Origin of the sequence: Saccharomonospora xinjiangensis XJ-54 (assembly GCF_000258175.1) — a bacterium.
Classification (GTDB): Bacteria; Actinomycetota; Actinomycetes; order Mycobacteriales; family Pseudonocardiaceae; genus Saccharomonospora; species Saccharomonospora xinjiangensis.
This window is the reverse complement of sequence record NZ_JH636049.1, coordinates 3,763,091-3,789,227: the sequence shown is the minus strand read 5'-3', so window position 1 is coordinate 3,789,227 and position 26,137 is coordinate 3,763,091. Positions and strand designations below refer to the sequence as shown.

Annotated in this window: 24 protein-coding genes; 12 read left to right on the top strand and 12 right to left on the bottom strand. The window is 67.5% G+C overall.

Annotated elements, in window-relative coordinates; translation table 11 throughout:
• Positions 1-53: 53 nt before the first annotated feature.
• The 6 genes from ahcY to SACXIDRAFT_RS17150 form a co-directional block, all read right to left on the bottom strand.
• Positions 54-1,520: an adenosylhomocysteinase gene (gene ahcY, locus SACXIDRAFT_RS17175; RefSeq protein WP_006239887.1), complete on the bottom strand. Its 1,467-nt coding sequence runs from the start codon at positions 1,518-1,520 to the stop codon at positions 54-56.
• 35 nt (positions 1,521-1,555) lie between these two features.
• Positions 1,556-5,104 carry a methionine synthase gene (metH, locus tag SACXIDRAFT_RS17170; protein WP_006239886.1) on the bottom strand — a complete coding sequence of 1,183 codons (3,549 nt, stop codon included), beginning with the start codon at positions 5,102-5,104 and terminating at the stop codon, positions 1,556-1,558.
• A gap of 2 nt (positions 5,105-5,106) precedes the next feature.
• Positions 5,107-6,084 carry a carbohydrate kinase family protein gene (locus SACXIDRAFT_RS17165; RefSeq protein ID WP_006239885.1) on the bottom strand — a complete coding sequence of 326 codons (978 nt, stop codon included), beginning with the start codon at positions 6,082-6,084 and terminating at the stop codon, positions 5,107-5,109.
• 130 nt (positions 6,085-6,214) lie between these two features.
• The gene (gene metK / locus SACXIDRAFT_RS17160; protein ID WP_006239884.1) at positions 6,215-7,414 is read right to left on the bottom strand and encodes a methionine adenosyltransferase; all 1,200 of its coding nucleotides are present in this window, start codon (positions 7,412-7,414) and stop codon (positions 6,215-6,217) included.
• A 56-nt stretch (positions 7,415-7,470) separates the two neighbouring features.
• Entirely contained in the window at positions 7,471-8,007 is a 537-nt protein-coding gene (locus SACXIDRAFT_RS23615) for a class I SAM-dependent methyltransferase (RefSeq protein WP_050986951.1), read from the bottom strand.
• 1,233 nt (positions 8,008-9,240) lie between these two features.
• The gene (locus tag SACXIDRAFT_RS17150; RefSeq protein WP_040922244.1) at positions 9,241-10,197 is read right to left on the bottom strand and encodes a hypothetical protein; all 957 of its coding nucleotides are present in this window, start codon (positions 10,195-10,197) and stop codon (positions 9,241-9,243) included.
• Positions 10,198-10,444: 247 nt separating this feature from the next.
• Here SACXIDRAFT_RS17150 and SACXIDRAFT_RS17145 point away from each other — a divergent pair, with 247 nt between their 5' ends.
• Complete coding sequence (locus tag SACXIDRAFT_RS17145) at positions 10,445-11,332, top strand: helix-turn-helix domain-containing protein (protein WP_040922243.1); 888 nt, start codon at positions 10,445-10,447, stop codon at positions 11,330-11,332.
• A gap of 616 nt (positions 11,333-11,948) precedes the next feature.
• Here SACXIDRAFT_RS17145 and SACXIDRAFT_RS17140 read toward each other — a convergent pair.
• Positions 11,949-12,230, bottom strand: coding sequence for a helix-turn-helix domain-containing protein (locus tag SACXIDRAFT_RS17140; RefSeq protein WP_232285321.1), 282 nt, complete (start codon positions 12,228-12,230; stop codon positions 11,949-11,951).
• A gap of 514 nt (positions 12,231-12,744) precedes the next feature.
• Between SACXIDRAFT_RS17140 and SACXIDRAFT_RS17135 the strand changes: the two genes are divergently transcribed.
• Positions 12,745-13,557, top strand: a complete 813-nt coding sequence (locus SACXIDRAFT_RS17135; RefSeq protein WP_006239880.1) for an IclR family transcriptional regulator — start codon at positions 12,745-12,747, stop codon at positions 13,555-13,557.
• A gap of 73 nt (positions 13,558-13,630) precedes the next feature.
• Positions 13,631-13,891 (top strand): GntR family transcriptional regulator, encoded by a 261-nt coding sequence (locus tag SACXIDRAFT_RS17130; protein WP_006239879.1) that lies wholly within the window; start codon positions 13,631-13,633, stop codon positions 13,889-13,891.
• A gap of 8 nt (positions 13,892-13,899) precedes the next feature.
• On the opposite strand, the gene SACXIDRAFT_RS17125 is transcribed toward SACXIDRAFT_RS17130, so the two are convergent.
• On the bottom strand, positions 13,900-14,718 hold the full coding sequence (locus SACXIDRAFT_RS17125) for an alpha/beta fold hydrolase (protein WP_006239878.1): 819 nt from the start codon (positions 14,716-14,718) through the stop codon (positions 13,900-13,902).
• Between the two features lie 80 nt (positions 14,719-14,798).
• Here SACXIDRAFT_RS17125 and SACXIDRAFT_RS17120 point away from each other — a divergent pair, with 80 nt between their 5' ends.
• Positions 14,799-15,326, top strand: a complete 528-nt coding sequence (locus SACXIDRAFT_RS17120) for a CGNR zinc finger domain-containing protein (RefSeq protein WP_040922242.1) — start codon at positions 14,799-14,801, stop codon at positions 15,324-15,326.
• Positions 15,327-15,335: 9 nt separating this feature from the next.
• Here the strand turns inward: SACXIDRAFT_RS17120 and SACXIDRAFT_RS17115 are convergent, their stop codons facing one another.
• A complete protein-coding gene (locus SACXIDRAFT_RS17115; RefSeq protein WP_006239876.1) occupies positions 15,336-15,704 on the bottom strand; it encodes an STAS domain-containing protein in 369 nt (122 codons plus the stop codon).
• Between the two features lie 403 nt (positions 15,705-16,107).
• Here SACXIDRAFT_RS17115 and SACXIDRAFT_RS17110 point away from each other — a divergent pair, with 403 nt between their 5' ends.
• The 7 genes from SACXIDRAFT_RS17110 to SACXIDRAFT_RS17085 all read left to right on the top strand — a co-directional run bounded on the left by SACXIDRAFT_RS17110 (position 16,108) and on the right by SACXIDRAFT_RS17085 (position 22,310).
• Positions 16,108-16,908 carry a SigB/SigF/SigG family RNA polymerase sigma factor gene (locus tag SACXIDRAFT_RS17110; RefSeq protein WP_006239875.1) on the top strand — a complete coding sequence of 267 codons (801 nt, stop codon included), beginning with the start codon at positions 16,108-16,110 and terminating at the stop codon, positions 16,906-16,908.
• A 182-nt stretch (positions 16,909-17,090) separates the two neighbouring features.
• Positions 17,091-17,249 carry a hypothetical protein gene (locus tag SACXIDRAFT_RS23110; protein ID WP_157599679.1) on the top strand — a complete coding sequence of 53 codons (159 nt, stop codon included), beginning with the start codon at positions 17,091-17,093 and terminating at the stop codon, positions 17,247-17,249.
• Between the two features lie 3 nt (positions 17,250-17,252).
• Entirely contained in the window at positions 17,253-18,098 is an 846-nt protein-coding gene (locus tag SACXIDRAFT_RS17105; RefSeq protein WP_006239874.1) for an SDR family oxidoreductase, read from the top strand.
• 28 nt (positions 18,099-18,126) lie between these two features.
• Complete coding sequence (locus SACXIDRAFT_RS17100) at positions 18,127-18,459, top strand: DUF3140 domain-containing protein (protein WP_006239873.1); 333 nt, start codon at positions 18,127-18,129, stop codon at positions 18,457-18,459.
• 111 nt (positions 18,460-18,570) lie between these two features.
• Entirely contained in the window at positions 18,571-19,059 is a 489-nt protein-coding gene (locus SACXIDRAFT_RS17095) for a hydrogenase maturation protease (protein ID WP_083840134.1), read from the top strand.
• Between the two features lie 84 nt (positions 19,060-19,143).
• Entirely contained in the window at positions 19,144-19,893 is a 750-nt protein-coding gene (locus SACXIDRAFT_RS17090; protein ID WP_006239870.1) for a beta-phosphoglucomutase family hydrolase, read from the top strand.
• A 14-nt stretch (positions 19,894-19,907) separates the two neighbouring features.
• Positions 19,908-22,310, top strand: coding sequence for a glycoside hydrolase family 65 protein (locus SACXIDRAFT_RS17085; RefSeq protein ID WP_198284390.1), 2,403 nt, complete (start codon positions 19,908-19,910; stop codon positions 22,308-22,310).
• Positions 22,311-22,317: 7 nt separating this feature from the next.
• Here the strand turns inward: SACXIDRAFT_RS17085 and SACXIDRAFT_RS17080 are convergent, their stop codons facing one another.
• Both SACXIDRAFT_RS17080 and SACXIDRAFT_RS17075 read right to left on the bottom strand, forming a co-directional pair.
• Positions 22,318-22,530 carry a hypothetical protein gene (locus tag SACXIDRAFT_RS17080; RefSeq protein WP_006239868.1) on the bottom strand — a complete coding sequence of 71 codons (213 nt, stop codon included), beginning with the start codon at positions 22,528-22,530 and terminating at the stop codon, positions 22,318-22,320.
• A 28-nt stretch (positions 22,531-22,558) separates the two neighbouring features.
• The gene (locus SACXIDRAFT_RS17075; RefSeq protein ID WP_006239867.1) at positions 22,559-23,524 is read right to left on the bottom strand and encodes a Ppx/GppA phosphatase family protein; all 966 of its coding nucleotides are present in this window, start codon (positions 23,522-23,524) and stop codon (positions 22,559-22,561) included.
• Between the two features lie 236 nt (positions 23,525-23,760).
• Between SACXIDRAFT_RS17075 and SACXIDRAFT_RS17070 the strand changes: the two genes are divergently transcribed.
• Positions 23,761-24,447: a class F sortase gene (locus SACXIDRAFT_RS17070; protein WP_006239866.1), complete on the top strand. Its 687-nt coding sequence runs from the start codon at positions 23,761-23,763 to the stop codon at positions 24,445-24,447.
• A gap of 8 nt (positions 24,448-24,455) precedes the next feature.
• Here the strand turns inward: SACXIDRAFT_RS17070 and SACXIDRAFT_RS17065 are convergent, their stop codons facing one another.
• Positions 24,456-26,126 (bottom strand): DUF885 domain-containing protein, encoded by a 1,671-nt coding sequence (locus SACXIDRAFT_RS17065; protein WP_006239865.1) that lies wholly within the window; start codon positions 26,124-26,126, stop codon positions 24,456-24,458.
• Positions 26,127-26,137: the final 11 nt, after the last annotated feature.

The window sequence follows — 26,137 nt, the reverse complement described above, 5'->3', positions numbered from 1 at the left end:
CGGAGCAGCCGCCGGCACGTCCGAGGACGGCCGGCGGAACCGCGGCGGTGGCGTCAGTACCGGTAGTGGTCGGGCTTGTAGGGCCCTTCCACATCGACACCGATGTAGGCGGCCTGCTCCTTGGTCAGCGTGGTCAGCTTCACGCCGAGCGCGTCGAGGTGCAGGCGCGCGACCTTCTCGTCGAGCTTCTTCGGAAGGACGTAGACCTGCTTGTCGTACTCGCCGGGCTTGGTGAACAGCTCGATCTGGGCCATCACCTGGTTGGTGAAGCTGTTCGACATCACGAAGCTCGGGTGACCCGTGGCGTTGCCGAGGTTCAGCAGCCTGCCGCGGCTCAGCAGGATGATCGAGTGACCGTCGGGGAAGACGTACTCGTCAACCTGCGGCTTGATCTCGACGTGCTTGATGCCAGGGGTCTTCTCAAGTCCCGCGACGTCGATCTCGTTGTCGAAGTGGCCGATGTTGCCGACGATCGCCTGGTGCTTCATGCGCGCCATGTGCTCGGCGGTGATGATGTTGAAGTTGCCGGTGGTGGTGACGAAGATGTCGGCGATCTCGACGACGTCCTCCAGTACCGTCACCTGGTAGCCGTCCATCGCCGCCTGCAACGCGCAGATCGGGTCGATCTCCGTCACGATCACGCGGGCACCCTGGCCACGCAGGGACTCCGCACAGCCCTTGCCGACGTCGCCGTAGCCGCAGACGACGGCGACCTTGCCGCCGATCAGCGTGTCGGTAGCGCGGTTGATGCCGTCGATGAGCGAGTGGCGGCAGCCGTACTTGTTGTCGAACTTCGACTTCGTGACCGAGTCGTTGACGTTGATCGCGGGGAAGAGCAGCTCGCCTGCCCTGGCGTACTCGTAGAGCCGGTGAACGCCGGTGGTGGTCTCCTCGGTGACGCCCTTGACGTTGCCCGCGATACGCGTGAACCGGCCCGCATCCTCCGCGAGGCTCTTGCGCAGGGTGTCGAGCACCACCTTGTACTCGTCGGAGTCGTCCTCCGAGGGCTCGGGCACAGCACCGGCCGCCTCGAACTCGACGCCCTTGTGCACGAGCAGCGTGGCGTCGCCGCCGTCGTCGAGGATCATGTTCGGACCTTCGGCGCCGCCCTCGCCGAAGCGGAACAGCTGGTCGGTGCACCACCAGTAGTCCTCGAGCGTCTCGCCCTTCCAGGCGAAGACCGGCACGCCCTGCGGTGCCTCCGGCGTCCCGCCGGGGCCGACGACGACCGCGGCGGCGGCCTCGTCCTGGGTGGAGAAGATGTTGCACGACACCCAGCGCACCTCGGCGCCGAGTTCCACCAGTGTCTCGATCAGCACGGCGGTCTGCACGGTCATGTGGAGCGAGCCCGCGATCCTCGCTCCCTTGAGGGGCTTGGACGCCGCGTACTCCTTGCGAGTCGCCATCAGGCCGGGCATCTCGTGTTCCGCCAGCCGGATCTGGTGCCTGCCCGCCTCGGCCAACGACAGATCGGCGACGGCGAATTCGAGGCCGTTCACCTTCTGCAACTTCGCGTTCATGATGTCCTTTCTTTTCGTGGGAGTGAGCCCACAGATCAGGTGTTGAAGTACTTGGCCTCGGGATGATGGGCCACGATCGCATCCGTCGATTGCTCGGGATGCAGCTGGAATTCCTCGGACAGCGTGACACCGATCCGCTCGGCGCCGAGTAGCTCGACGATCTTCGCGCGGTCTTCGAGGTCCGGGCAAGCACCGTAGCCGAAGGAGAACCGCGCGCCCCGGTAACCCAGCCTGAAGAACTCCCGCAGGTCGTCGGGGTCCTCGGCCGCCACCGGTGCGCCCGACGCGAACCGCAGTTCCTGCCGGATCCTGCGGTGCCAGTACTCGGCCAGTGCCTCGGTGAGCTGCACTCCGAGACCGTGGATCTCCAGGTAGTCGCGGTAGGCGTTGCTCGCGAACAGCTCGTTGGCGTGGTCGGCGATGGGTTGTCCCATCGTCACAAGTTGCACGGGCAGCACATCGACCTGCCCCGTCTGTTCCGCCTTCTCCCTCGACCGGAAGAAGTCCGCGAGACACAGCCTGCGGTCGCGGCGCTGCCGGGGGAAGGTGAACCGCAGCCGCTCAAGAGCATCCGGCTCGTCCTTCTCCAGCACCACGAGGTCGTTGCCGTCGGAGTAGCACGGGAAGTAGCCGTACACGAGCGCGGCGTGCGCGAGCACACCTTGTGTGGACAGCTCGTCGATCCAGGCCCGCAGCCGTGGCCTTCCCTCCGACTCCACCAGCTCCTCGTACGAGGGACCCTCACCGTCGCGGGCGCCGCGCAGGCCCCACTGCCCGAAGAACGTCGCGCGCTCGTCGAGCAGCGAGAGGTAGTCGGCGACGGCGATCCCCTTGACGACCTTCGCTCCCCAGAACGGCGGCGTTGGCACGGCGACGTCGGGATCGACGTCGGAACGGGTGGTGTCGTAGAGGTCCGGTTCCGGTCCCTGCTCCGCCTTGCGTTTCTCGGCGATGCGCAGCGAGCGCTCCCTCCGGGCCTTGCGTTCTGCCCGCTTCGCGCGCTCGGCCTCGTCCTCCTCGCCGACCTCGCCGCGCTTGACGGCCATCACGCGGTCCATCAGCTTCAGACCCTCGAAGGCGTCCTTGGCGTAGCGGACCTCGCCCTCGTAGACATCGTCGAGGTCGTTCTCGACGTACGTCCTCGTGAGCGCGGCTCCACCGAGCAGGACGGGGTACCTCCGCGCGACGCCTCTCGCGTTCATCTCCTGAAGGTTGTCCTTCATGATCACGGTGGACTTCACAAGAAGGCCCGACATGCCGATGGCATCGACCCTGTGCTCCTCCGCGGCCTCCAGTATCGCGTTGATCGGCTGCTTGATCCCGATGTTCACCACGTCGTAGCCGTTGTTCGACACGATGATGTCCACCAGGTTCTTGCCGATGTCATGGACGTCGCCCTTCACCGTGGCCAGCAGGAGTTTGCCCTTGCCGCCGGAGTCGGTCTTCTCCATGTGCGGTTCGAGGTACGCCACGGCGGTCTTCATGACCTCGGCCGACTGCAACACGAACGGAAGCTGCATCTGGCCCGAGCCGAAGAGGTCACCGACCACTTTCATGCCGGCGAGCAGGTTCTCGTTGATGATGTCGATGGGCTTCTTCTGCCGCATCGCCGCGTCGAGGTCGGCTTCGAGGCCGTTCACCTCTCCCTCGACGATGCGCTTCTCCAGCCGTTCGAACAGCGGCAGCTTCGCGAGTTCCTCCGCGCGGGATTCGCGGGTCGAGGACGCGGTCTTGCCCTCGAACAGTCCCATCAGCCGCTGCAACGGGTCGTAGCCGTCGCGTCGCCGGTCGTAGACGAGGTCGAGCGCCACCTGGCGAGCCTCGTCGTCGATCTTGTTCATCGGCAGGATCTTCGACGAGTTCAGAATCGCCGAGTCCAGCCCGGCCTCGCGGCATTCGTGCAGGAAGACGGAGTTCAGCACCTGGCGCGCCGCCGGGTTGAGGCCGAAGGAGACGTTCGACAGTCCCAGCGTGGTCAGCACGTCGGGATGCCGGGTCTTCAGCGTCCGGATCGCCTCGATGGTCTCGGCGGCGTCCTTGCGCACCTCCTCCTGACCCGTGGTGATCGGGAACACCAGGCAGTCGATGATGATCGACGAGATGTCGAGACCCCAGTTGGTGGTCAGATCCTCGATGGCCCTCTCGGCGATCCGCACCTTCCAGTCGGCCGTCCGAGCCTGCCCCTCCTCGTCGATGCAGGTGACGACCACCGCGGCGCCGTGTTCGACGGCCAGTTCCATGACCCGCTGGTACCGGCTCTCCTGCCCCGTGCCGTCCTCGTAGTTGACCGAGTTGATCGCGCAACGTCCACCGAGGTGTTCGAGCCCGGTCCGCACGACGTCGGGTTCGGTGGAATCGACCATGATCGGCAACGTCGATGCCGTGGCGAGGCGGGAGGCGAGTTCGGCCATGTCGCGCGTGCCGTCGCGGCCGACGTAGTCCACGCACAGATCCAGTACGTGAGCACCTTCCCTCGTCTGTGCCTTCGCGATCTCGACGCAGTCGTCGTAGCGCTCGTCGAGCATCGCCTCGCGGAACTTCTTCGAGCCGTTGGCGTTGGTGCGCTCTCCCACGTTGAGGATCGAGGCGTCCTGCTCGAACGGCACCGACTGGTACACCGACGACATCGACGGAAGGTGACGAGGCGTCCGCTGTCTCGGCGGCAGCGCCGACACCGCATCCACCACCGCCCGGAGGTGCTCGGGCGTTGTGCCGCAACACCCCCCGACGAGGCGGGCCCCGAAGTCCCTCACGAACGTGGCCAGCGCCTCGGCCAGCTCGTCGGGACTCAGCGGGTACACCGCGCCGTTCGGGCCGAGTTCCGGCAGCCCCGCGTTGGGCATCACCGAGAGCGGAACGCGGGCGTGGTCGGACAACACCCGCAGGTGCTCGCTCATCTCGGCAGGCCCCGTCGCGCAGTTCATGCCGATCAGGTCGATGCCGAGGGGTTCCAGCGCGGTGAGCGCGGCGCCGATCTCGGAACCGACGAGCATCGTACCGGTCTGCTCCACCGTCACCTGCGCGATGATCGGCACCCGGCGTCCCGCGACGGCCATGGCGCGTTTCGCGCCGACCACGGCAGCCTTGGTCTGCAACAGATCCTGCGACGTCTCCACCAGCACCGCGTCAACGCCACCGTCGAGCATCCCCAGCGCGTTCTCGACGTAGGCGTCCCGCAACACGGAGTACGGTGCGTGCCCGAGCGTGGGCAGTTTGGTGCCGGGGCCCATCGACCCCAGCACGAACCTGGGCTTGTCCCGCGTCGAGTACTCGTCGGCACACCGCCGGGCCAGGGTCGTGCCCTTCTCGGCCAGTTCCCTGATGCGGTCGAGAATCCCGTACTCGCCGAAGTTGCCGTAGTTGGTGCCGAACGTGTTCGTCTCGATGGCGTCGGAGCCCGCTTCGAGAAAGCTCCGGTACACCGCCGACACCACGTCGGGACGGGTGTCGTTGAGGATCTCGTTGCAGCCTTCCAGCTGCGCGAAGTCGTCGAGGGTCAGGTCGAATTCCTGGAGCGCGGTGCCCATGCCGCCGTCCGCGACGAGGACCCGGCGATCCAGTTCGGCGAGAAACCGACTGTCCATGTTCACACCCGCAGCTTGGATTCGATCTCGGCCGCGGCGTCGCTGCCGTAGGTCGTGGCCACGCGCTTGGAGAATTCCGCCCGATCCAGGGTGTATTCCTGCGTGCCGACGGTCTCCAGGACGATGGCCGCCAGGGTACACCCGACCTGCGCGGATCGCTCCAGCCCCAGCTTCGCGGCGAGGCCCCACAGGAACCCGGCACGGAAGGCGTCGCCGACACCCGTCGGGTCCACCTCGTCGGTCACCGTCAGCGCGGGCACGGTCAGAGCTTCGGTGTGCTTCGACTCGATCCGCACTCCCTCGGGACCGAAGGTCTTCACCCAGTGACCGACCCTGTCGAGGATCTCCGCCTCCGACCAGCCGGTCTCCTTCAACAGCAGCGACGTCTCGTACTCGTTGGTGAACAGGTAGGCCGCGCCCTCCACCAGCGTGCGGATCTCCGGGCCTTCCATCCGCGCCAGCTGCTGGGAGGGGTCGGCGGCGAACGGGATGCCCCGCTCACGGCACTCCTGGGTGTGGCGCACCATCGCCACCGGGTCGTTCGGAGCGACGACCACGAGGTCGAGCCGCCCCACCCGATCGGCCACGACCTGCAGTTCGATGTCGCGGGCCTCTTCCATCGCCCCGGCGTAGAACGACGCGATCTGCGCCTGAGCCTGGTCGGTCGTGCACAGGAACCGCGAGGTGTGCCGGGTCTGCGACACATGGACAGACCCGGTATCGACGCCGTGCCGCTCAAGCCACGAGCGGTAGTCGTCGAAGTCCCGGCCGACCGCGCCGACCAACACCGGGTTCATCCCGAGGCTGCCGAGCCCGAACGCGATGTTGGCGGCGACACCGCCTCTGCGGATGTCGAGGTGATCGACGAGAAACGACAGGGACACCTTGTCGAGCTGATCGGCGACGAACTGGTCGGCGAACTTGCCTGGGAAGACCATCAAATGGTCGGTGGCGATGGAGCCGGTCACCGCTATGCGCATGCGAGCACACTCCTCGTAGGGGTGTCGTTGACCTCGGGGACTGGGGTGGGCAGGGCACGTCCCCGGTGGCCGGAACACTCGGTTTCCGGCCACCGGGATCGGGTACGGGACAGCGGGCGCCCTGGGGCGCTCACGCCTTCGCGGCGTCCTTCAACGCGGGCGCCCTGTCGGTCCTCTCCCACGGGAGATCGACGTCGGTGCGGCCGAAGTGACCGTAGGCGGCCGTCGGGGCGTAGATCGGCCGCAACAGGTCGAGATCACGGATGATCGCCGCGGGACGCAGGTCGAACACCTCGGTGATCGCGGCCTGGATCTTGGCGGGGTCCACCTTCTCCGTCCCGAACGTCTCCACGAACAACCCCACCGGAGCCGCCTTGCCGATCGCGTACGCCACCTGGATCTCGGCACGATCGGCGAGGCCCGCGGCGACGATGTTCTTGGCGACCCAGCGCATCGCGTAGGCGGCCGAGCGGTCCACCTTCGACGGGTCCTTGCCCGAGAAAGCACCACCACCGTGCCGGGCCATCCCGCCGTACGTATCCACGATGATCTTGCGGCCCGTCAGCCCCGCGTCACCCATCGGACCACCCACCACGAACCGGCCCGTCGGGTTGATGAGTGTCCTCGGCTCGGCGGCGTCGAGGCCGAGGGACTCGATCTCCGGCGTGATGACGTGCTGCACGAGGTCGCGGGCGAGCATCCCGTCGAGGTCGATGCCCTCGGCGTGCTGGCTGGAGATCACCACCGTGTCCAGCCGCACCGGACGGTCACCCTCGTACTCGATGGTCACCTGGGTCTTGCCGTCGGGACGCAGGTACGGCACCGTCCCGTTCTTGCGGACCTCGGTGAGCCTGCGAGAGAGACGGTGAGCCAGCGCGATGGGCAGGGGCATCAGCTCGGGCGTGTCCGAGCAGGCATAGCCGAACATCAGGCCCTGGTCACCGGCGCCCTGACGGTCCAGCTCGTCGAGAGCGTTCTCCAGCCTCGTCTCGTACGCGGCATCGACGCCCTGCGCGATGTCCGGCGACTGCGAACCGATAGCGACGTTCACCCCGCACGACGCGCCGTCGAACCCCTTCGCCGACGAGTCGTACCCGATCTCGAGGACGGTGTCGCGCACCAGCGTGGGCACGTCCACGTACGCCTCCGTGGTCACCTCACCCGCGACGTGGACCTGACCTGTTGTGATCAGGGACTCCACCGCGACCCGGCTCCTCGGGTCGGCGGCCAACAGGGCGTCCAGGATGGTGTCGCTGATGGCGTCACACATCTTGTCGGGGTGGCCCTCCGTGACGGACTCGCTGGTGAACAGCCTTCGATTAGCGGTCACTGTGCATCCTCGTCTCTCGTCGCTGACAATTCGCCGTTCGTCTCCGGAGTTCCACGTCAGGCGCGAGCGTGGAATACGCCCCAGGCGAGATTACCGGCCTTGCCACCCTCGACCCAGTGCGTGAGACCGATCTCCATGTGCGTGAGGTAGCTCTCGCTCACCCGCGAGCCGATCTCCTCACGACACCGCCCTGTCTCCTCCATCACTCGCCCGCAGCGATCGGCGAGTTGCTCCGTGTGGTCGTCGAACTCGATGCGGCACAGACCGAGTTTGCTCAGTTCTCGGCGGTAGAAACTCGGAGAGCCCATGCTCTCCAGACGCAGCCGGTCGAGAATGAGCCGAAGCGCCACGCTGTCGCAGCCGTCCGACGCCATGGGATCGGCGAAGACGAACTCACCCCGGGGTCTCAGCACGCGCGCGACCTCCTTGAGGACACGCACGCGGTCACCGCTGAGCAGCATCGCGTCGTGCGACCACACGACGTCGAACTCGTCGTCCTCGAAAGGCAGGTCCTCGAGCGAGCCGTCCACCACCTCGATGAGGTCGGCGAGTCCCTGTTTCCTCGTGTACCGGCGGTTGCGTTCGTTCTCCACCTCGCTGAGGTTGAGGCAGGTGACGCGGCAGCCGAAGGTCCTCGGCCGACGTGGATGTCCTCGCCGCCCCGCACGGAGTGGTAGAAGATGTCGGCGTCGTCGGAGTTGTCGTAGTCGCGCGCGACCGCGACCACCGCCGGGTACCGCGTCCGCGTCGCGCCGGCGGGACCGTAGCTCTTCTCCGCCCCGGAAGAGGCTGGCCCTGAATACTCCATCGCGCGTCCTTCCCGTTCGGCCGGAAAACCACTGTTTCGCCTCACGACCTCGTCGCGTTCCTCCCTGCTCTCGACGCGCGCCGAAAACTCTTTCTGCCCGAGAAAAGGCGCATCGGACACCGGAGATCCGATTGCTGGCACACCGACAGGCAGCATGCGCGCCTGCTCGGCCTTTCCGGTCGGCCGAATTCCGCCGTGGTGACGGCCGGGGTGATTCCAGCACATCGAACATGATCTTCGCAATACACCGTGGTTCGACGTATCGAGAACGGGGCGGCACCGGCGATGGGGCGATTGCGTGACCCCGATCGTCACCCGCCGTACACCCGTACGGCTATCCGAGGGGATATTCGAGCGCATCGGCACGGGGCTTTTCGCCGGCATATCGCCGTGAGCGCGGGAGAACACCGTGGTCGGGGCACAGTCCAGCCTCATCGTGCTCCCTCGGCAGCCGCTTCCCGGCTTCTCGCCCCTGTGAGAACCCTATCCACTCGACCGGAGCAGCGTCCCACAGAAAGTATCCAGGAATCAGCACCGACGGTGATCAACTACTCCGGCTGCGTGAGTTCAACCGCTCGCTGTTTCGACGGCGGCGCCCACGGCAACCGGTTGCGCCATGGACAACAAACCTTCCGCCCCCTGCGGCGAAAACCGCTTCCTTGAGTCCGAGACAGAACAAAGAGCAAGCGAACCCGGAGAAAATTCTTGCTGACGTGGACGAATGCACGTCGCCTGCAGTAGGGGAACCATACGGCGCCGTTCACGGGAAACAAGGCAGTCTGCCACGAAAGCCGCACGACGGGCGGAGAACGACGCCAGGAAATGGCGGGGTGATGACGGTGGGTGTCCCGGTGTTGCTGGGGGTTCAACACCGGGACACCGTCGTTACCGATGCGCCTTGGGGAGGGATACAGGCGCACGGTCGGCCGACAAACGTGAAAGACAATCCGTCGGCTTCATGTTCGAGCATACGGGAGCCTTCGTCGTTTGCATAGTTTTTCGCCCAGTCGCATTCCGTTCACCGGAACACAGACCTCGCATCGTCGGCGAAGGTCTTCCACACCTGCACGGCAGCTCGTGCGAGAACGTCCGCGAGCGCCGACGGTTCGCCGACGTCAGCCTCGGCCACGTCGTAGTCGTCCCACAGCGCCGCCGCCGCACGGGAGCACAGCAGCACGGCAGGATGGATCCGCCGTCCTTCTGCGTCGAGGTAGCCGTCGTCGGCACGGAGATCGATCACTCGCGCGGAGGGCAGGCCCGCGTCGTCCACGACCGTCGCTGCCAGTTCCGCAGCCCTGGCAGGTGCCTCCCCCGGCCCGGCCAGACACAGGACGCGGTGGCGAACCCACCACAGCCCCAGGCCGGGGTCACAGATGCGCGATTGGGAATCATCGTCCACCCCGTCATCGACGTCGGGCGCGGTGACCTGGGCCGAGGACAGCCGAGCCCGCGCCAGAGCGAGGGCCTTCACATACGCGGCGACGTGGACCCGCTCCAGCTCCCCGAACGGCACCCGGTCGCGCCCGCACGCCAGAGCACCGCGCGGGTAGGAGACCAGGCAGGCACCGTCGTCGCCATGAACACCGTCAGCGGGGACGGGTTCTGGCACGCCGGTGCGCCGCAGCACGGGAACGTCGCCGATGCGATGGAGCGGCCTGCGCACGTAGCGACTCAGCCGAAACCCGGCCTCCGGCGCGTCAACGGCCGCGGCACGAGCCTCGATGTCCACGATCCACAGGCGCACATGGCGCCCTCGGCGACGCTGCTCCCACCTCTCCACGTCGGCCGCGTCGCGCCTCAGCCGCGCGGCGCTCGAGCCGGGCACGGCGGCAAGCTCCCTGGCACGTTCCCTTGCGGCCTCGACAGCAGCAGTGAGCGGGGCGCTGTCGCCGATACCGCAATGCCCGCCAGCGCTCCCGGACGCCACTCCGCCGTCGCGCAGGGCGCCGCCACCGCGCACGCCGTCATCGCACACGCGCGACCCCCACCCTGTCCTGGCCCATATCTGTCGTGCTGCTGCATCTGTCGTACTGCTGCGTTCCTGCGACGTGACCAGGCGAGGGGGTCCCACAGCCGACGCCGCCGGAGGGCTAACGTGACAAGTGTCCAACTGTCCGTAGCCATATCGAGCCTAGCGCGCTACATGACTAGCGCGCTACAGCGCGGTGTGGCCCATTCGGGTGAAGCTTGCTCGTTTCACCCGCAGCCGAAAGGTGAGGCCCTTGGTCGAGGTGAGCCACGTCGTCGCGGAGTGGGCGTTCACCCATGGGTTGAAGAAGCTGCGTGAGACCAGCGAGAACTCCAACCAGAGTGAGATCGCTCGCCTGATCGGCAAGAGCCGCGCGACCATCGGGCACTACGAGATGGGCCGCTACCTGCCGAGTCATGACAGCCTCGACATCATGCTCGACGCATACGGACACAGCGACCGCGCCACGTACTACCGCCAGTTGCGCGACAGGGTCGAGATGCACTCCCCCGACTGGTGGGAGGACGAATTCCCCGAGCATTTCCCGCCTCGTTCGACGGCGCTGCTCGCCGGTTTCGAGTACTCGGCGGCAGACCTGCGGATCTTCGAGCCGAACCACGTGCCGGAACTACTACAAACGCCGGCCTACGCCGAGGCACTGCTACGCGCCGAACTCACCGATCAGCGAGCCGACCAGTTGACACTGCACCTGCGCATGCTCCGCGGCAGGCAAGCGATTCTCAACAGAGCGGACCCTCCGCGTCTCGCCTGCGTCGTCGGGGAATCGGCACTGCGGAGTCCCGTCGGCGGCCCGTTCGTACTGGGAGACCAACTCACCGAGCTGGCCTCGTTCGCGCGCCGCGACAACATCGAGGTCCGGGTGCTGCCCGACAGTGAAGGGCGGCCGGTGGGAAGTGCTGCCGGATTCACAGAGTTGTTGCTGCCTTCCGAGGTCATACAGGACTTCTCCGACGTCGTCTACATGACGACACCGGTCGATCGGATTCAGTACGAGGACCCGGAGACCCTCGCCGTCTTCCGGAACCTGTGGGAGCAGGCATGGTCCGCCGCGCTCCCCGGTGACGAGTCGGCCGAACTCCTCGCCGACCTGGCAGGCAGGCTCACCAGGGACGCTTCCTGACGTCCTTCCTGGACACCGGCCCCGGACATCGACCGCCCGTGGCGAGACACCAGCCGAACGGGCTCCCGCAGCGGGCCAATCCTTGGACACGGATGCCGCGGTCGTGCCGCGGCGTGCGGCACGACCGGCCCGCCCTGCTCTGCTCCGTCATTCTTCCCCCTGGGCAGCGGCGCCCTCCGGCGCCGTCGTGCTGATGACGGGTGGTGCGGCCGGGCCGGAAGGGGCAGTCCCGGCCGCACCACCACGGCCGCCGTCGCACGATGAACGGTCCCGCGCCGACAGCCACCGAGACTGTAGCACGCTACGTCGCCAGCGCGCTACACCGCGGTACCGAGTAGATCAGATCATGTCGAGCGACCCCGAACTCCGCGACACAGCGCTGACCACACCCTCGCGCACGATCACTCGCGCGTTTCAGCACCGGGCGACATCCGGCAAGCGACGACCGACGCGGTCGTCGTGGCGATGGTGCGGACCCGCAAAAGCTCGAGTCCAGACCGGAGGCGCGGACAAGGACGTGGAAGAACCGGCGAGGGGAAGCACCGGCCGGGGCCGCGCGACCTGTCCGTGGAAGTGACCGCCTCGGAAAGCCCGAGACGGTGATCGAATTTCTACCTCACCGGGACGCCCTCCTGGTCCGTCCACACCGGACGGCTTCGAGCAACTGCTCCGAAGGAACGTCGAGCGCGACGCTCAACCATTGGCGCCAGTAGGGCCCGGGCACGCGTTTGCCCCGTTCCCACCTGGCCACCTCGTCGCGGCTCACACTGGAGTTGTTCGACAGTTCCGCCAGCCGATCGGCGAGCTGATACTGCGTGAGGCCGCGTAGCTTGCGGACTCGGCGCATCAGATCCCAGATCGGTTCACCGGCTCCCTCCGGAACTGATCGGCGTAACACACCGGAACTCCGCACGACCGGCACATCAGTGGTGACAGGCTGCGGGTCCCGGGCCGCGGGCACACCGGCCCGCGACGCGGTCTCATGAATTGGCATCGGCATCGCTTGCGAGGTTCGGGAACGGTTTTCCGCCTCGTCGTGGCAGCGACAGGTCACAGCAGGCGGACACATCCCGCACACCCCCAGCTGCGCGACCGCACCACGATCGACACAGCACCAGCTTCCTGGAGCGGCCCGTGATCGGCTACCACCAAACGGGCTATTCTCCGCAATCGAAATTCACATCACATCGCGGACGACGTGACGCCGAGTCGTGCAGATTTACGCAGTCGGCTCCAGAATCAATATCGCCGCAGGACACGAGTCGTTACACCACTACGAGCTCCGCCGCCCGGCATTACGGTAAAACTCACCCCGAAATCGCAACGAGAGCGCTTTTCTGGCCCCCTGCCCCGGGAAGTTCACAACGGCTAGAGTTTCGCAACACGTCATCCGCAATTCACAGGGAGCAGACGTGCCAGCACGACGCGGCCAGAGACAGCACGACGATGCGGAAAGCGGCGCCAGAGGAGAGGAGCGCGACTACACCGTTCGCGCCGTCGAACGAGTTTGTTCGATTCTCAACCTGCTACAGGAATCTGTGGAGGGCACCTCGCTCATCGAGGTCGCCCAGGAAACCGAGCTGCCGAAGTCGTCGGCGTTCCGCTATCTGTGGACGCTGGAAGCACACCGCTACGTCGAACGCGACGCCGCCAGCGGGCTCTACCGCCTCGGGCTCGGGTTCGTCGGTATGCAATCACGGCATCTGGAAGTGCTGAGGGAACGCGCTCGGCCATGGCTCGAAAAGCTCCGCGACGAATTCGGCGAAACGGTCAATCTGGCCATCCTGGATGGTGACCACGTCGTCTACCTCGATGTCGTGGAGAGCCGGAAGCAGGTCCGCTTCGCGGCGGCGCGCGGCTCACGGGAGGCGTTACTCGCCACAGCGCTCGGCAGGGCGATCGTCAGCCGGTTCACGGACGAGCGCGTGCACGACGTCGCCCACCACGCCGGCGAGCCGGTTCTCGAGACCGAGGTGCTGCTCGCCGAACTCGCCGAGACCCGACGGCGTGGCTACGTCATCGGCGATGACGAGGACAGCCGCTACGTCTGCGCTCCCCTTCCCGGCACTCGCCTGCCCGTCGCAATCGGCGTCGCAGGTCCCGCCGCGCGATTCTCACCGGCCGACGCCGAGAAGGCCGCGGCACGACTGCTGGAGGTGACGCGCGAGATCGCCACGGGACCGATTCCCGAGCAACGCACCAGCGTGCCACCCCGGATGGAGTAGCCGCGCCGCTGCACCCCGCGTTGCGCCGCGGTCTGCACGTGAACGCAGCGTGGCGCAGTTCTATCGTGCTGCCATGAACGGTCCCGAACGGAAGAAGTACAACCCGGAGAACAAGACCGGGTACGAATACGTCCTGCTCGCCGACCATCTGGCCGGGCTCATCGCCGACGGCGACTGGCCCGCCGGTAGCCGGATTCCGGGAGAACGAGCCCTTTCGGAGGAGTACGGCGTCGCGCTCGACACCGTCCGCAAGGCCACGAAGATCCTGCGAGATCGCGGGCTCGTGCAGACGCTGAAGTCAAAGGGCACGTTCGTCACCTCGCCCCGGTCCTGAGCCCGTTCTCAGCCGAGGAAGCCGAGAAGTGCCCCGGCCAGCGCGGCGGGGGCGTCATGCTGGACGAGGTGCCCCGCGCAGGCGATGCGGCGCAGCCGGGCCCCGGGAATCCGGCGCGCCAGTTCCTCGCCGCGCTCGAGCGGAATCCACGCGTCCTCCTCGCCCCAGCACACCAGCACCGGCAGGTTGAGCGCCTCGAATTGCTCCTCGATGTCGTCGGTGTGCCGTTGATCGGCTTGTGCGATCTGCCGGTAGAACGCGGCCTGCCCTCGACTGCCGAGCCACGGCTTCACGAGACGGTCGATGACGGCCTCCGGCGCGGCCCTGTGCAGTGCGCCTGCGACGTACTCGCGGACGAGCGCCTCATGCAGCGACGGAGGGAGCCGCTCGAACACCTCGGGATGGTCGGCGACGAGGCGGAAGAACGGCGACCCCCACGGCCGTAGCGCGACGACGTCCACGAGGGCGAGGCTGCGGTAGTGGGCGCCGTGCAGCAGATGGGCTCGCAGCGAGACCGCACCACCGATGTCGTGAGCCACCACATCCGGGGCGGCCAGATCCCAGTGGCCGAGCAGCGACGCGAAGATCTCCCCCTGTGCCGCGAGGGACACGTCCTGCCCTTCGCGTTGTTCCGATTCTCCGTACCCGAGCAGGTCCCACACAAAGACCTCGTAGCGCTCAGCCAACGCTGTCGCCATATCTCGCCATACCCAGGACGAGAACGGCGTGCCGTGCAGCAACACTACTGGTCTTCCCTGCCCCAGCCTGCCCCAGCGCACCGTTCCGCCAGGCGTGTCGAACCGCTCCGGCAACTCCGGTCCGGTCATGTCGTCCCCTCCTTCGCGTTACCGCCTCAAGCTCTTAGACGGTAACATCAACATTTTCGGAGAGTTGTAACATCATTGGTATGCCGTTTTCGAGGACAGAGGCACCGGGCGAGTTGAACAGGCTGGAGCAGCTCTGCAACTCGGCGCGGCTGCTGTACACCGAAGACGCGTTGATCACGACGGCGAGCGCCTCGGCCTGGTTACGAGCGATCGGCGTGGACGTCGGGGAAATCCACCGCAAGGAACACGACCTGCTGCTGAAGCTGCGGGAGACCGTGCGGGAGTATCTCGAAGGCCAGGAACGGACAGCGGAGCTGAACAAGCTCGCGAAGATCCTCCTGGCGCCGCCCCGATGGTCCTCGCGCGGCGATCCGGTTCTCCCGCCGAAGAAGACGGGCCCACTCGACATCTACCTGGGCGAATGCCTCGCACTGGTCTTCACGTCGGGGCTGACCGGGGAACTCGAACGGCTCAAGGTCTGCCACAACCCGGACTGCCGGTGGGTCTTCTACGACCGCTCCCCCGCCCAGAACAGCACCTGGTGCAGCATGGACATCTGCGGGGCACGGCACAAGATGCGCACCTACCGCTCGCGGCACGCCCGCTGACCCGGCGCTTCAGGAAAGCGCGGGGGAAGCGGCCACCGCGACAGCCTCCGCGAAGTCCGTGCACACCGGCAGTTCACGGTCGAGGTCGGTGACGCGCAGCGGTCGCAACACCGCTGTGGGGCACACGAGCGCCCACCGGACATGTCGCCGTTCCACGAGAGCCGAGGTGCGCACCAGAACGGAGAGTCCTGCGGCGCCGAAGAACGTGGTGCCGCTCAAGTCGAGGACAAGGGCTGAAGCGCCGGCAACACAGCTCTCGATACACCGCCGCAGCGTCGGAGCGCCCAGGATATCGATCTCCCCGGCGACCCTGATCACGACCAGCCCGGCCACCGGCCGCTCGACCAGCAGGTCGAGGTCGTCCTTCGTGCACGCCATCCGGTCGCCGCCTTCCGCTCGAACGGATTCTTCCGGCGCGGCTGGGTCACAACCACCGCCTGAGACGGTACGCCGACCAGCGTTGATCTCGCAAGCACAACGATTCGCCAACACTCCGGGTGACAACACTGGACAATTGTCCACAGTGGATTCTCAGGATACTGGAACGGCCACCCACGTGGACGGTCGCACTCGCTCGGGAGTGCGACTGCCTCAGGCGGTCCGCACCACCATTCCCGACGCCACACCATCGGGTGACGACTGCGGCGTTCGACCAGGCAGGAACGTCACTCACGGCGAGTACGCGGGGAACCGTCCGGGCAGTGGCAGGCGTGTCAAGCCCCCTCGCCCGACAGCCGACGCGTGGGTGTGGCCCCCTTGTCGCCGGGGTAGCCACGGGCCCGTGACCCCTGACGAGCAATCCCGCGTTGAAGCGCGCGCGCAAGGGGGAGGCTCAAGCGGATACGAGGATCTCGCTCCACTGTTCAACACGCTCGCCGCTCTCGATCCGGAGGACCCGAGAAGGACGGCCGTTCGCGACGAGATCATCACCCGCTGCCTGCCTCTCGCCGAGCACATCGCCCGGCGGTTCGTCGGCCGTGGCGAGCCGCGTGACGATCTGGTGCAGGTCGCAAGGCTGGGGCTGCTCAACGCCATCGACCGCTTCGACGCCTCACGGGGCACCGAATTCGTCGCCTTCGCCGTGCCCACGATCATGGGCGAGGTCCGGAGGCACTTCCGCGATTCGAGTTGGGCGGTCCGCGTACCCAGGAGATTGAAGGAACTCCACCTTTCGTTGAGCCAGGCGAGCGGCAAACTCGCCCAGAGGCTGGGCCGTGCCCCGACACCGAGCGAACTCGCCGCCGAACTCGACCTCTCCCCGGAGGACGTCTGGGACGGGTTGCTCGCGGGCAACGCCTACCAGTCGGTGTCCATGGACGCCGCCTACGACGACGAGGGCACGCTGCCGCTCGCCGAGACCGTCGGTGAGGACGACGTACAACTGGAAAACGTCGAGTTCCACGAGTCGCTGCAACCGCTGCTCGCGAGTCTTCCCGAGCGGGAACGGCGGGTGCTCATCCTGCGTTTCTTCGGCAACATGACCCAGACCCAGATCGCCGAGCGTGTCGGGATCTCCCAAATGCACGTGTCCCGGTTGCTCGCCCGCACGCTGGAGTTCCTTCGCGGAAAGCTCACCGAGTGAGCCACCCCGCGCACGGGCGGCACCGTTTGGTGCCACCACCGGTTGGGTACGTCGCAGCCGAGCCGAGGCAGACACGGGTTCGCGACGATCCGGACGGGGTGACATGGATACCGAGATCACGCTCACGGTTGACGGAGAGTGTCACAGGGTGACGGTCGATACCAGGTCTGCCGCTGGCCGGCGTGAGGAACAGCCCTGAGGGGTTACGCGAGATCGGCATCGCCGGCACGGCCGCCGCGCTCACCAGCGCCGTCCACCTTGCCGCCGATGCGCGAGTCCGCGACCTGCCCATCACCGACGACACGGTGTTCGACCCCAACCCGACCGTTTGTGAGGAGTGATCGGTGAACCAGCCGAAACAGAGCCAGCAACCCCCCGGCGACACCGGGCGGATGGCTCCTCAGCCACGCGACGAGATGCGCGACTGGGTGGGGCGTGACCTGCTCCGTGATCGCAAGGCACTCATCACGGGCGGGGATTCCGGTATCGGGCGTGCCGTCGCGGTGGCGTTCGCCAAGGAGGGCGCCGACGTGGCCATCGCGTACCTCAGCGAGCACGACGACGCCGAGCACACCGCCGCGCTGGTGCGCGAGCAGGGCCGCCGCTGCCTGTTGCTGCCGGGCGACCTCGCGGACGCGGCCCAGTGCGAGAAGGTCGTCGCCGGCACGGTGCGCGAGTTCGGCGGACTCGACCTCCTCGTCAACAATGTCGCGACCCAGCAGGAGCACCAGTCGTTCGACGAGATCGACGACGAGCAGTGGACACACACCTTCGACGTGAACATCCACTCCTACTTCCGGGTCACGGCAGCGGCACTGCGGCACCTGCCCGAAGGCGGCGCGATCATCAACACCGGCTCGGTGAACGGCCTGCGGGGCAACAAGAAGCTCATCGACTACTCGGCCACGAAAGGCGCCGTTCACGCCTGGACGTTCGCCATGGCTCAGTCGCTTGTCCCGCGAGGCATCCGGGTCAACTGCGTCGCTCCCGGTCCTGTCTGGACCCCGCTGATCCCGGCCACGATGGGTGAGGAGCACGTCGAGTCGTTCGGGCAGCAGGTGCCCATGGGCCGAGCCGCCGACCCGGACGAACTCGCGCCCTCGTACGTGTTCCTCGCCTCGAACCGGATGTCCTCGTACTACACCGGCGAGGTCATGGCCGCGCTCGGTGGCGAGACGACGCCGGGCTGACGAGCCGACCATGCGAAGGAGGCGCGACATGGACGCCAGGACGGACAGGCTGTGGGACGAGTTCCATCGCGTCGTCAACATGACGTCGCGGGAACTGTCCGAGTGGTTGCGCACCACCGCCGCCACGGCGAAGGACGAGGAGCTGCCCGACCACGCCGGCCCGGAACTGGGCAGGCGGGTGCTGGAGATTCTCGGCAAGCGCAAGACCGATCTCGCCGACGACGACCTCGACGTGATGCGGAAAGTCGTGGACCGCGTGCACGGGCAGCGCGGTGACGACCTCGAACCCACCGCCGGGGAGACCCATTGGCGTCACCGGCTGATGTCGATCGGTCACGACCCGCTGAAGCCGGTCACCTGACCCGCTGGACGAAGCCATGTCGGTGGCCGCGGGAACGGCCGGATCTCGATCGCGCACCGTACCGCAGTCGGGGCGTTGTGCTCGGCCTCGCACGGGCATACCGTGGCAACTATGAGGCCACGTGTGCTGGTCACAGGTATTGGCACCATCCTGCGCGGTGACGAAGGCTTCGCTCTCGAAGTCGTTCAGCGGTTGGCCGAGCGTCGCCTTCCCTCCTGGGTTCAACTCGCCGATCACGGCATTGGCTGCGGCAGGCTCGACTGCGACATGCTCGGCGACTACGACACCACCGTGCTGGTGGACGGCACGCCACGCGGCGGGACTCCCGGCCGGTTGCGGGTCACGGACCTCGACCTCACGGAGGCGCAACCGGACGGCCTGATCGCGCCGGCTCTGCTGCGGCTCCTCGGGTGTGACGCGGCCCGGCTGGTCGTCGTCGCCTGCGAACCGAGGTCCACCACCGGTATCGGGCTCAGCCCCGAGGTGGCCGCGGCAGTGGACGAGGCTGTCGAACTCGTCACCGAACTGGTGTGGGGCGAACCGCCCGGCGCGGCGGCGGCAGGCTCGCCTCGGCTGGTCCCCTCGGCGCGCGGCGAATAGGCACGCCGCCACGCCATCGTCGAGGCCGAACGGCCGCGGTCTCTCGTCATGCCGGGTACTCGTCCGGCTACTAGCGTGAGTGTCATGATCGGGTTACCCGGCACGGTCACCGCGTGTCTTTTCGACCTCGACGGTGTTCTCACCAGCACCGCCGCCCTGCACATGCGGGCGTGGAAGGAGACCTTCGACGAGTTCCTGCGCGAGCACGGCACGTCGCCGTTGCCGCCCTTCACCCAGCAGGACTACGCCACCTACGTCGATGGCCGTCCCCGGCTCGACGGCGTCCGCGCCTTCCTGGCGTCCCGTGGGATCGAACTCCCGGAAGGTGGTGAAGGGGACGACGCGGGAGCCGATACCGTACACGGCATCGGCAATCGCAAGAACCGCTTGCTCCTGCGGTTGATCGCCGACGGGGTCACCCCGTTTCCGGGTTCGGTCCGGTACCTCGACGCGGTCCGGGAACACGGGCTGGCCATCGGTGTGGTCACCTCGTCGGCCAACGGTGCGACGGTGCTGGACGCCGCTGGGCTCTCCGGCTACGTGCGGGCTCGCGTTGACGGGATCGTCATCAAAGAACGCGGACTTCGCGGCAAACCCGCACCCGACTCGTTCCTCACGTGTGCCGCCGAACTCGGTGTGCGGCCGTCGGCCTGTGCCGTGTTCGAGGACGCGCAGGCCGGGGTACGCGCGGGGCGCGACGGTGGCTTCGGCTACGTGGTCGGCGTCAACCGGGCGGAGTCCGGTGCGCATGCCGACCAGGAGAAGGCCCTGCGAGAGCAGGGGGCCGACATCGTCGTTGACGATCTCGCCGACCTGCTGGAGGAGGGAGCGTGACCGGCGACGTGCCAATGACGGAACGGGGATACGCCCGCTCACCGTGGGAACTGCGCTGGCAGGGACTCGACGTCGAGGCGCTCCAGCGGACCGAATCGACGTTCGCGCTGTCCAACGGGCACATCGGGATGCGGGGCACGCTCGAGGAGGCCGAACCACGCGGGCTCCCCGGCACCTATCTCAACGGTTTCTACGAGGAACACGAACTGCCGTATGCCGAGGCAGGCTACGGCTATCCCGAGGCGGGGCAGACGGTCGTCAACGTGACCGACGGTAAGATCATCCGCCTGCTCGTCGAGGACGAGCCGCTCGACATGCGTTACGGGCAGGCGACCTCACACCACCGGGTGCTCGACTTCCGATCCGGAACCCTGCGGCGCGAGACGGAGTGGACGTCACCCACCGGCCGCAGGGTCCGCGTTCGGACCGAACGGCTCGTGTCGTTCACCCAGCGCGCGGTGGCCGCCATCCGGTACGAGGTCGAGCCACTCGACGGAAAAATCCAGCTCGTCGCCCAGTCGGACCTGCTCACCAACGAGCCGATCGAGCAGGAAGCGGGCGATCCGAGGGTGGCCGCCGCGCTGGAGGCGCCCCTGCTGGCCGAGTACTCGAAGGCCGAGGACTTCAGAGCCGTTCTCGTCCACAGGACCAAACGGTCCGGGCTCCGGATGGCCGCCGCCATGGACCACCACATCGAACCCTGTCCCGGCCTGCGCACCGACATCGAGCACGAGCGGGACCTCGCGCGCCTGACCGTCGCCGTTGACGTGCCGATGGGCAGCGTCCTCCGGTTCACGAAGTACCTCGCCTACGGCTGGTCCGCGCAACGGTCGATCCCCGCTCTGCGAGCGCAGGTCGATGCCGCGCTCGCGGGCGCGCTCCAGACCGGATGGGACGGACTGCTCCGCGAACAGCGCGAATTCCTCGACAGCTTCTGGGCCAGTGCCGACGTGCAGATCGACGGCGACCCCGAGCTTCAGCAGGCGATCCGGTTCTCGCTGTTCCACGTGTTGCAGGCCGGGGCTCGCGGCGAGAGCAGGGCGATTCCCGGCAAGGGGCTCACGGGCCCCGGCTACGACGGCCACGCGTTCTGGGACACCGAAACGTTCGTGCTCCAACTGCTGACGTACACGCTTCCCGACGCCGCGAGGGACGCACTCCGCTGGCGACACTCCACATTGGACAAGGCAAAGGAGAGGGCCGGCCAGCTCGGGCTGCGAGGTGCGGCTTTCCCGTGGCGCTCCATCAACGGAGCCGAATGCTCGGCGTACTGGCCAGCGGGCACGGCGGCCTTCCACGTCAACGCCGACATCGCCGACGCCGTTTTGCGCTACCTCAACGCCACCAACGACACCGACTTCGAGCGGGAGTGCGGAACCGAACTGCTCACCGAGACCGCCCGGCTGTGGATCTCACTGGGGCACCACGACCCGCACGGCGGGTTCCGCATCGACGGGGTGACCGGCCCCGACGAGTACTCAGCGGTGGTGGACAACAACGTCTACACCAATCTGATGGCGCAACGGAACCTGCGCGCCGCGGCCGACTCCTGTGAACGGCAGCCCGACATCGCCGACGCGCTCGGGGTCGATCACATCGAGGTCGCGGGCTGGCGCGAGGCCGCACGGAAGATGCGGATTCCCTTCGACGAACTGCTGAAGGTGCATCCGCAGTCGGAACGGTTCACCGAACACGCCAAATGGGACTTCGCCAACACTCCCCCCGACCGTTACCCGCTCCTGCTGAACTATCCCTACTTCGACATCTACCGGAAGCAGGTCGTCAAGCAGGCCGACCTCGTCCTGGCCATGCACCTGCGCGGCGACGTGTTCTCGCTCGAACAGAAACGCCGCAACTTCGCGTACTACGAGGCGCTGACCGTGCGGGATTCCTCGCTGTCCGCCGCCACCCAGTCGGTGATGGCTGCCGAATGCGGGCACCTCGAACTGGCCTACGACTACTTCGCCGAGGCCGCGCTCACCGACCTGCACGACCTGCACCAGAACGTCCGAAACGGACTGCACATGGCTTCGCTGGCGGGATCGTGGCTCGCGATCGTGGCGGGCTTCGGCGGCATGCGCGACTACGGCGGCGAGTTGAGCTTCCAGCCCAGACTGCCTCCGATACCCCGCCGGATCGCGTTCCGGATGTACTTTCGCGGCTGCCAGTTCTCCGTCGAGATCCGGCAGGAGACGGCCAGCTACCGGCTCACGCAGGGCTCGCCGTTCACCATCACGCACTACGGTGTGCCGGTGAGGGTAACCGAGGAGCCCGTCACGATGCCGATCCCGCCTGCGGAGGAGTTGGAACGCCCCTCGCAACCCGCGTGGCGCGCACCGACGAGGCGGGTTCCCCATGTCGCGCCCGTCGTTCCTGCGGAGTCGCCGAGTCCCGCGGCCACCGTGCCACAGTCGTGAGGCGGCGTCAGTCCGGCGGTTCGACGGTGCCCGCGTCGGGAGTCACGTCGTCGTCGGGCCGCACCTCGTCCCGGTTCGGCGGTTCGGGAACATCGCGTGACGGCAGCTTGCCGAGACCTCCGCTCTCAGGACTCTCAGGACTCTCACGACGGGAGGTCTGCTCAGAGCCGGGGGCAGGGTGCTCCGGCTCTGTGCCGTCCGGGATGTGCTCGTCTCGCATGGATCTCACCGTCCTTTTCGCTCGCGGCTCAGGCCGCACGGGCCCGGACCGCCGGTCGTTCCAACTCGGCAGGGTCCTCCATCAGCGACAGCAACACGCCCTGCGTCGTGGACCAGGGGCAGATCACGGCAGGACCGCCGAACACGGTCAGGAGGGCTTCGGCGACCACCGCACCGGCGAGCGCCTGCCGAGCCCGTGGGCGGGAGATCCCCGGTAGTTCGGCTCGCCGTGACGGCGGCAGCGCCGCCAGTCTCGGAATCCAGCGCTGGACATCCTCGAGGTGCAACGCCCTGACCCTGCCCCGCCCCTCGTGCTTGCGTCCCGCCAGAACCGCAAGCTGGCGCAGGACCTTCGAGCAGCCCACGGTGCCAAATTCGCGCAGTCGCTGCTCGTCCTCGCCGAGGACCTCACGCACTTCCTCGACGGCATGGGTCCGCAGCGCCTCGATGACGTCCTCCGAAGGACGATCGGTGTCGAGCCGCCACGCCCGCGTCGCCTCGCGCGCCCCGAGGGGAAGCGACCGGGCGAAGTCGGCCCGCATCCCGTCTCCTGCTGCCAGTTCGAGCGTGCCGCCACCGATGTCAAGAACCGAAAGCGGGCCCGCGCTCGCGCCGAACCAGGCACGTGCGGCGCGGTAGGAAAGCCGAGCCTCGTCGGCTCCGCTGAGAAACCGGAGGTGACGTCCGGTGGCGGACTTCACGCGTGAGACGACCTCGTCGGCGTTGCGTGCGTCCCGGATCGACGACGTGGCGAGGCAGAAGACGTCCTCGATGCCGCTTTTGACTGCGACCTCGCTCGCCGTCCCCACGGCGGAGACGATCGCGTCGATACCCTCGCTGTGCAAGCGTCCCGATGCGTCGAGCGAGCGGTCGAGGCGGAGCCTGGTCTTGTGGCTCAGCACAGGTTCGAGCAGCGAGCCTCCTCGGCGCACTCCCAGCAGCCGCGCGCTGAAACAACCCACATCGAGCACGGCCACCGTGCCCCTCGTCGTCACAGTCGTCCACCTTTCAGTTGTCACCGGCCGAACATCAGAATTCCCACATACGCCGGCCGGTCAACAGCTGTGTAACCCGAACGGGTGACCTTCAATCCTATCGGCCACGTTTCGGTAACAGTCTTCGGCCCTCAGCGATCCCCTTCCTGGAGGGATTAATCGCAGGAGGGGCGATTGATGGGTGCGTATTCGGTAGCAGTGGCCGGAAGCGACCGGAGTCACCGGAGCCGCTGCCGGTGACCATGACACTGAGCACCCGCCCGCCAGAGCTACGGCGGTCAAGGGGGCTGGCCGCCAGCGTAGTCGCAGTAGTCGCACTGGCGACACTCGCCACGGCCGTGGTCACCACGACGTTGCTGCGGTCACAAGCAGACGGGCAACCGGGGTCGCCACTCTCACCCGGCGCGGAAAGGGCCGCACCCCACGTCATCGACTCCCGCACCCCGCCGATCGCGCACGACGCGCTGCCGGCCTCCCCACCGTCGGCGATCGAGATTCCGGCACTGGGCATCAGCACCGAAGCTGTCGTCGGGCTCGGGCGCACTCCCGGCGGAGTCGCCGAGGTACCGGCCAACGCCGCCGCGGTCGGCTGGCTGGCCTCCACACCCACTCCCGGCGAGGCAGGAGCGTCCGTCCTCACAGGACACACCGATTTCACCCATGAACGCGGCCTCTTCTTCGCGCTGGACACGCTGCGTTCCGGCGACACCGTGCGGGTCACCCGAGCCGACGGCCGGATCGCCGTGTTCACCGTCTACCGCGTCGAGGGGCTACCGGGTGAGTACGCGCTCGACCACGCCACCCGCGACACGGCTCACCCTGAACTTCGGCTCTTGACGGCGCCAGGCGCCGTCGGCCAAGCCACGAGGGCCGAGACTCTGATCGTCTCGGCCCGGCTCACCTCGGTGATCGAGAAGCGCTGACCGGACCGTCAGCGAGTGTGGTCGCGCACCCACACGCGCACGACGTCCTCCAGCACGGTCAGAGGCACGGCACCGACGCCGAGCACGAGATCGTGGAACGCTCTGATGTCGAACCGCTCCCCGAGTGCCCGCTCCGCCTCGGCACGCACACGCTGGATCTCCAGCCTGCCCACCATGTACGACAACGCCTGACCCGGGTAGGCGATATAGCGGTCCACCTCCGCGACGATCTCCACCCGCGCCATCGGCGTATTGCGTTCCAGGAAGTCGATCGCCTGCTGCCTGCTCCAGCCCTTCGCGTGCAGTCCGGTGTCAACCACGAGCCTGCCCGCTCGCACCGAGTCCATGCTGAGCATGCCGAGGCGGGCGACGTCGTCGGAGTACAACCCCATCTCGTCGGCAAGGCGCTCCGTGTAGAGACCCCAGCCCTCGCTGTAGGCGTTGAAGTCGCTGATCCGCCGCAACAGTGGCAGATCAGCGAGGTTCAGGGCCGTGCTGAGCTGGAAGTGATGGCCGGGGATCACCTCGTGGAACGCGGTCACCTCCGACGTGTGCCGGAACCGCTCGGTGACCTCGTGGGTGTTCGCGAAGTACGTACCGGGGCGCGTTCCGTCAACCGAGGGCTGGAGGTAGTACGCCGCGGGAGCGCCAGGCGCCTCCGCCGCCGGAACAGGCTCCACCACCCACGGCTGGGGAGGGATGCGACCGAACCAGTTCGGCGCCTCGCGTTCGGCGCGGGTGATGGCGGCCCGCGCGGTGTCGAGCAACTCGTCGGCGTCGCGCCACCGCAGAGCCGGATCTGTCCGCAACCGCGAGAAGATCTCTCCGAGGTCGCCGGTGCCGAAGACTCTCCTGCCGAGCACCGCGTACTCCTCCGCCAGCCGCTCGATGCAGTCGAGGCCGGTGGCATGCAGTTCGCCGGGGTCGCGCTCCGTCGTCGTGTGCACACGCACCAGCGCCGCGTACCCGGCGTCGCCGTCCGGCAGGTGGCAGACGCCGGGGCGGTCGTCGGGCCTGCCGTGTTCCAGCAACTCCGAGCGCAGCACATCGCGGTAGCGCGCGAACGCGGGCCGCACCACGTCGGCCAGAAGCCGCTGCCTGCGGGAGGCGAAGTCGGAGTCCGGCGGGTCCTGGCGAAGGAGTGGATCGTCACCGGGAGCGGCGAGATATCGGTCGAGATGTTCGGCTGCCGCGCGAACAAGGTGCGCGACAGGCGTGCGGCCCGCCGCGACACCCGCACGGTGACGCTCCGCCACCTGATCCAGGTACGCGGGGATGGCCGCGAGCCGGTCGAGCTGCGCGCTGCCCTGCTCGGGCGTGGCGACGGGCACCATGGGCAGCAACGTCAGGAGGCTCGCCGCTGGCGCCACGAAGAGGTCAGAGATCGTGAACTCGACCATCCTGCTCTGAAGCTGCGCGATCCGCGCCCGCGCCTGGTCGATGATCACGTCGCGGGTCACGCGCTCCTGATCGGACAGCTCGGCGACGTCCAGCGCCCGCGCCCGTTCGACGAGACGCTCCAGCGCGGCGATGTGCCGTGCTTCGCCTTCCTCCGTCACATCGCCCAATTCCGTCCGCGCCGGGTCGATGCCCACGATCACGGGCCACAGCGGTTCAATGTCGAAAAGCAGGTCCACACAGTCGTCGGCGAGTGTGGTCACGGTTGTCGTGGGCGCCATGAACGCACCCT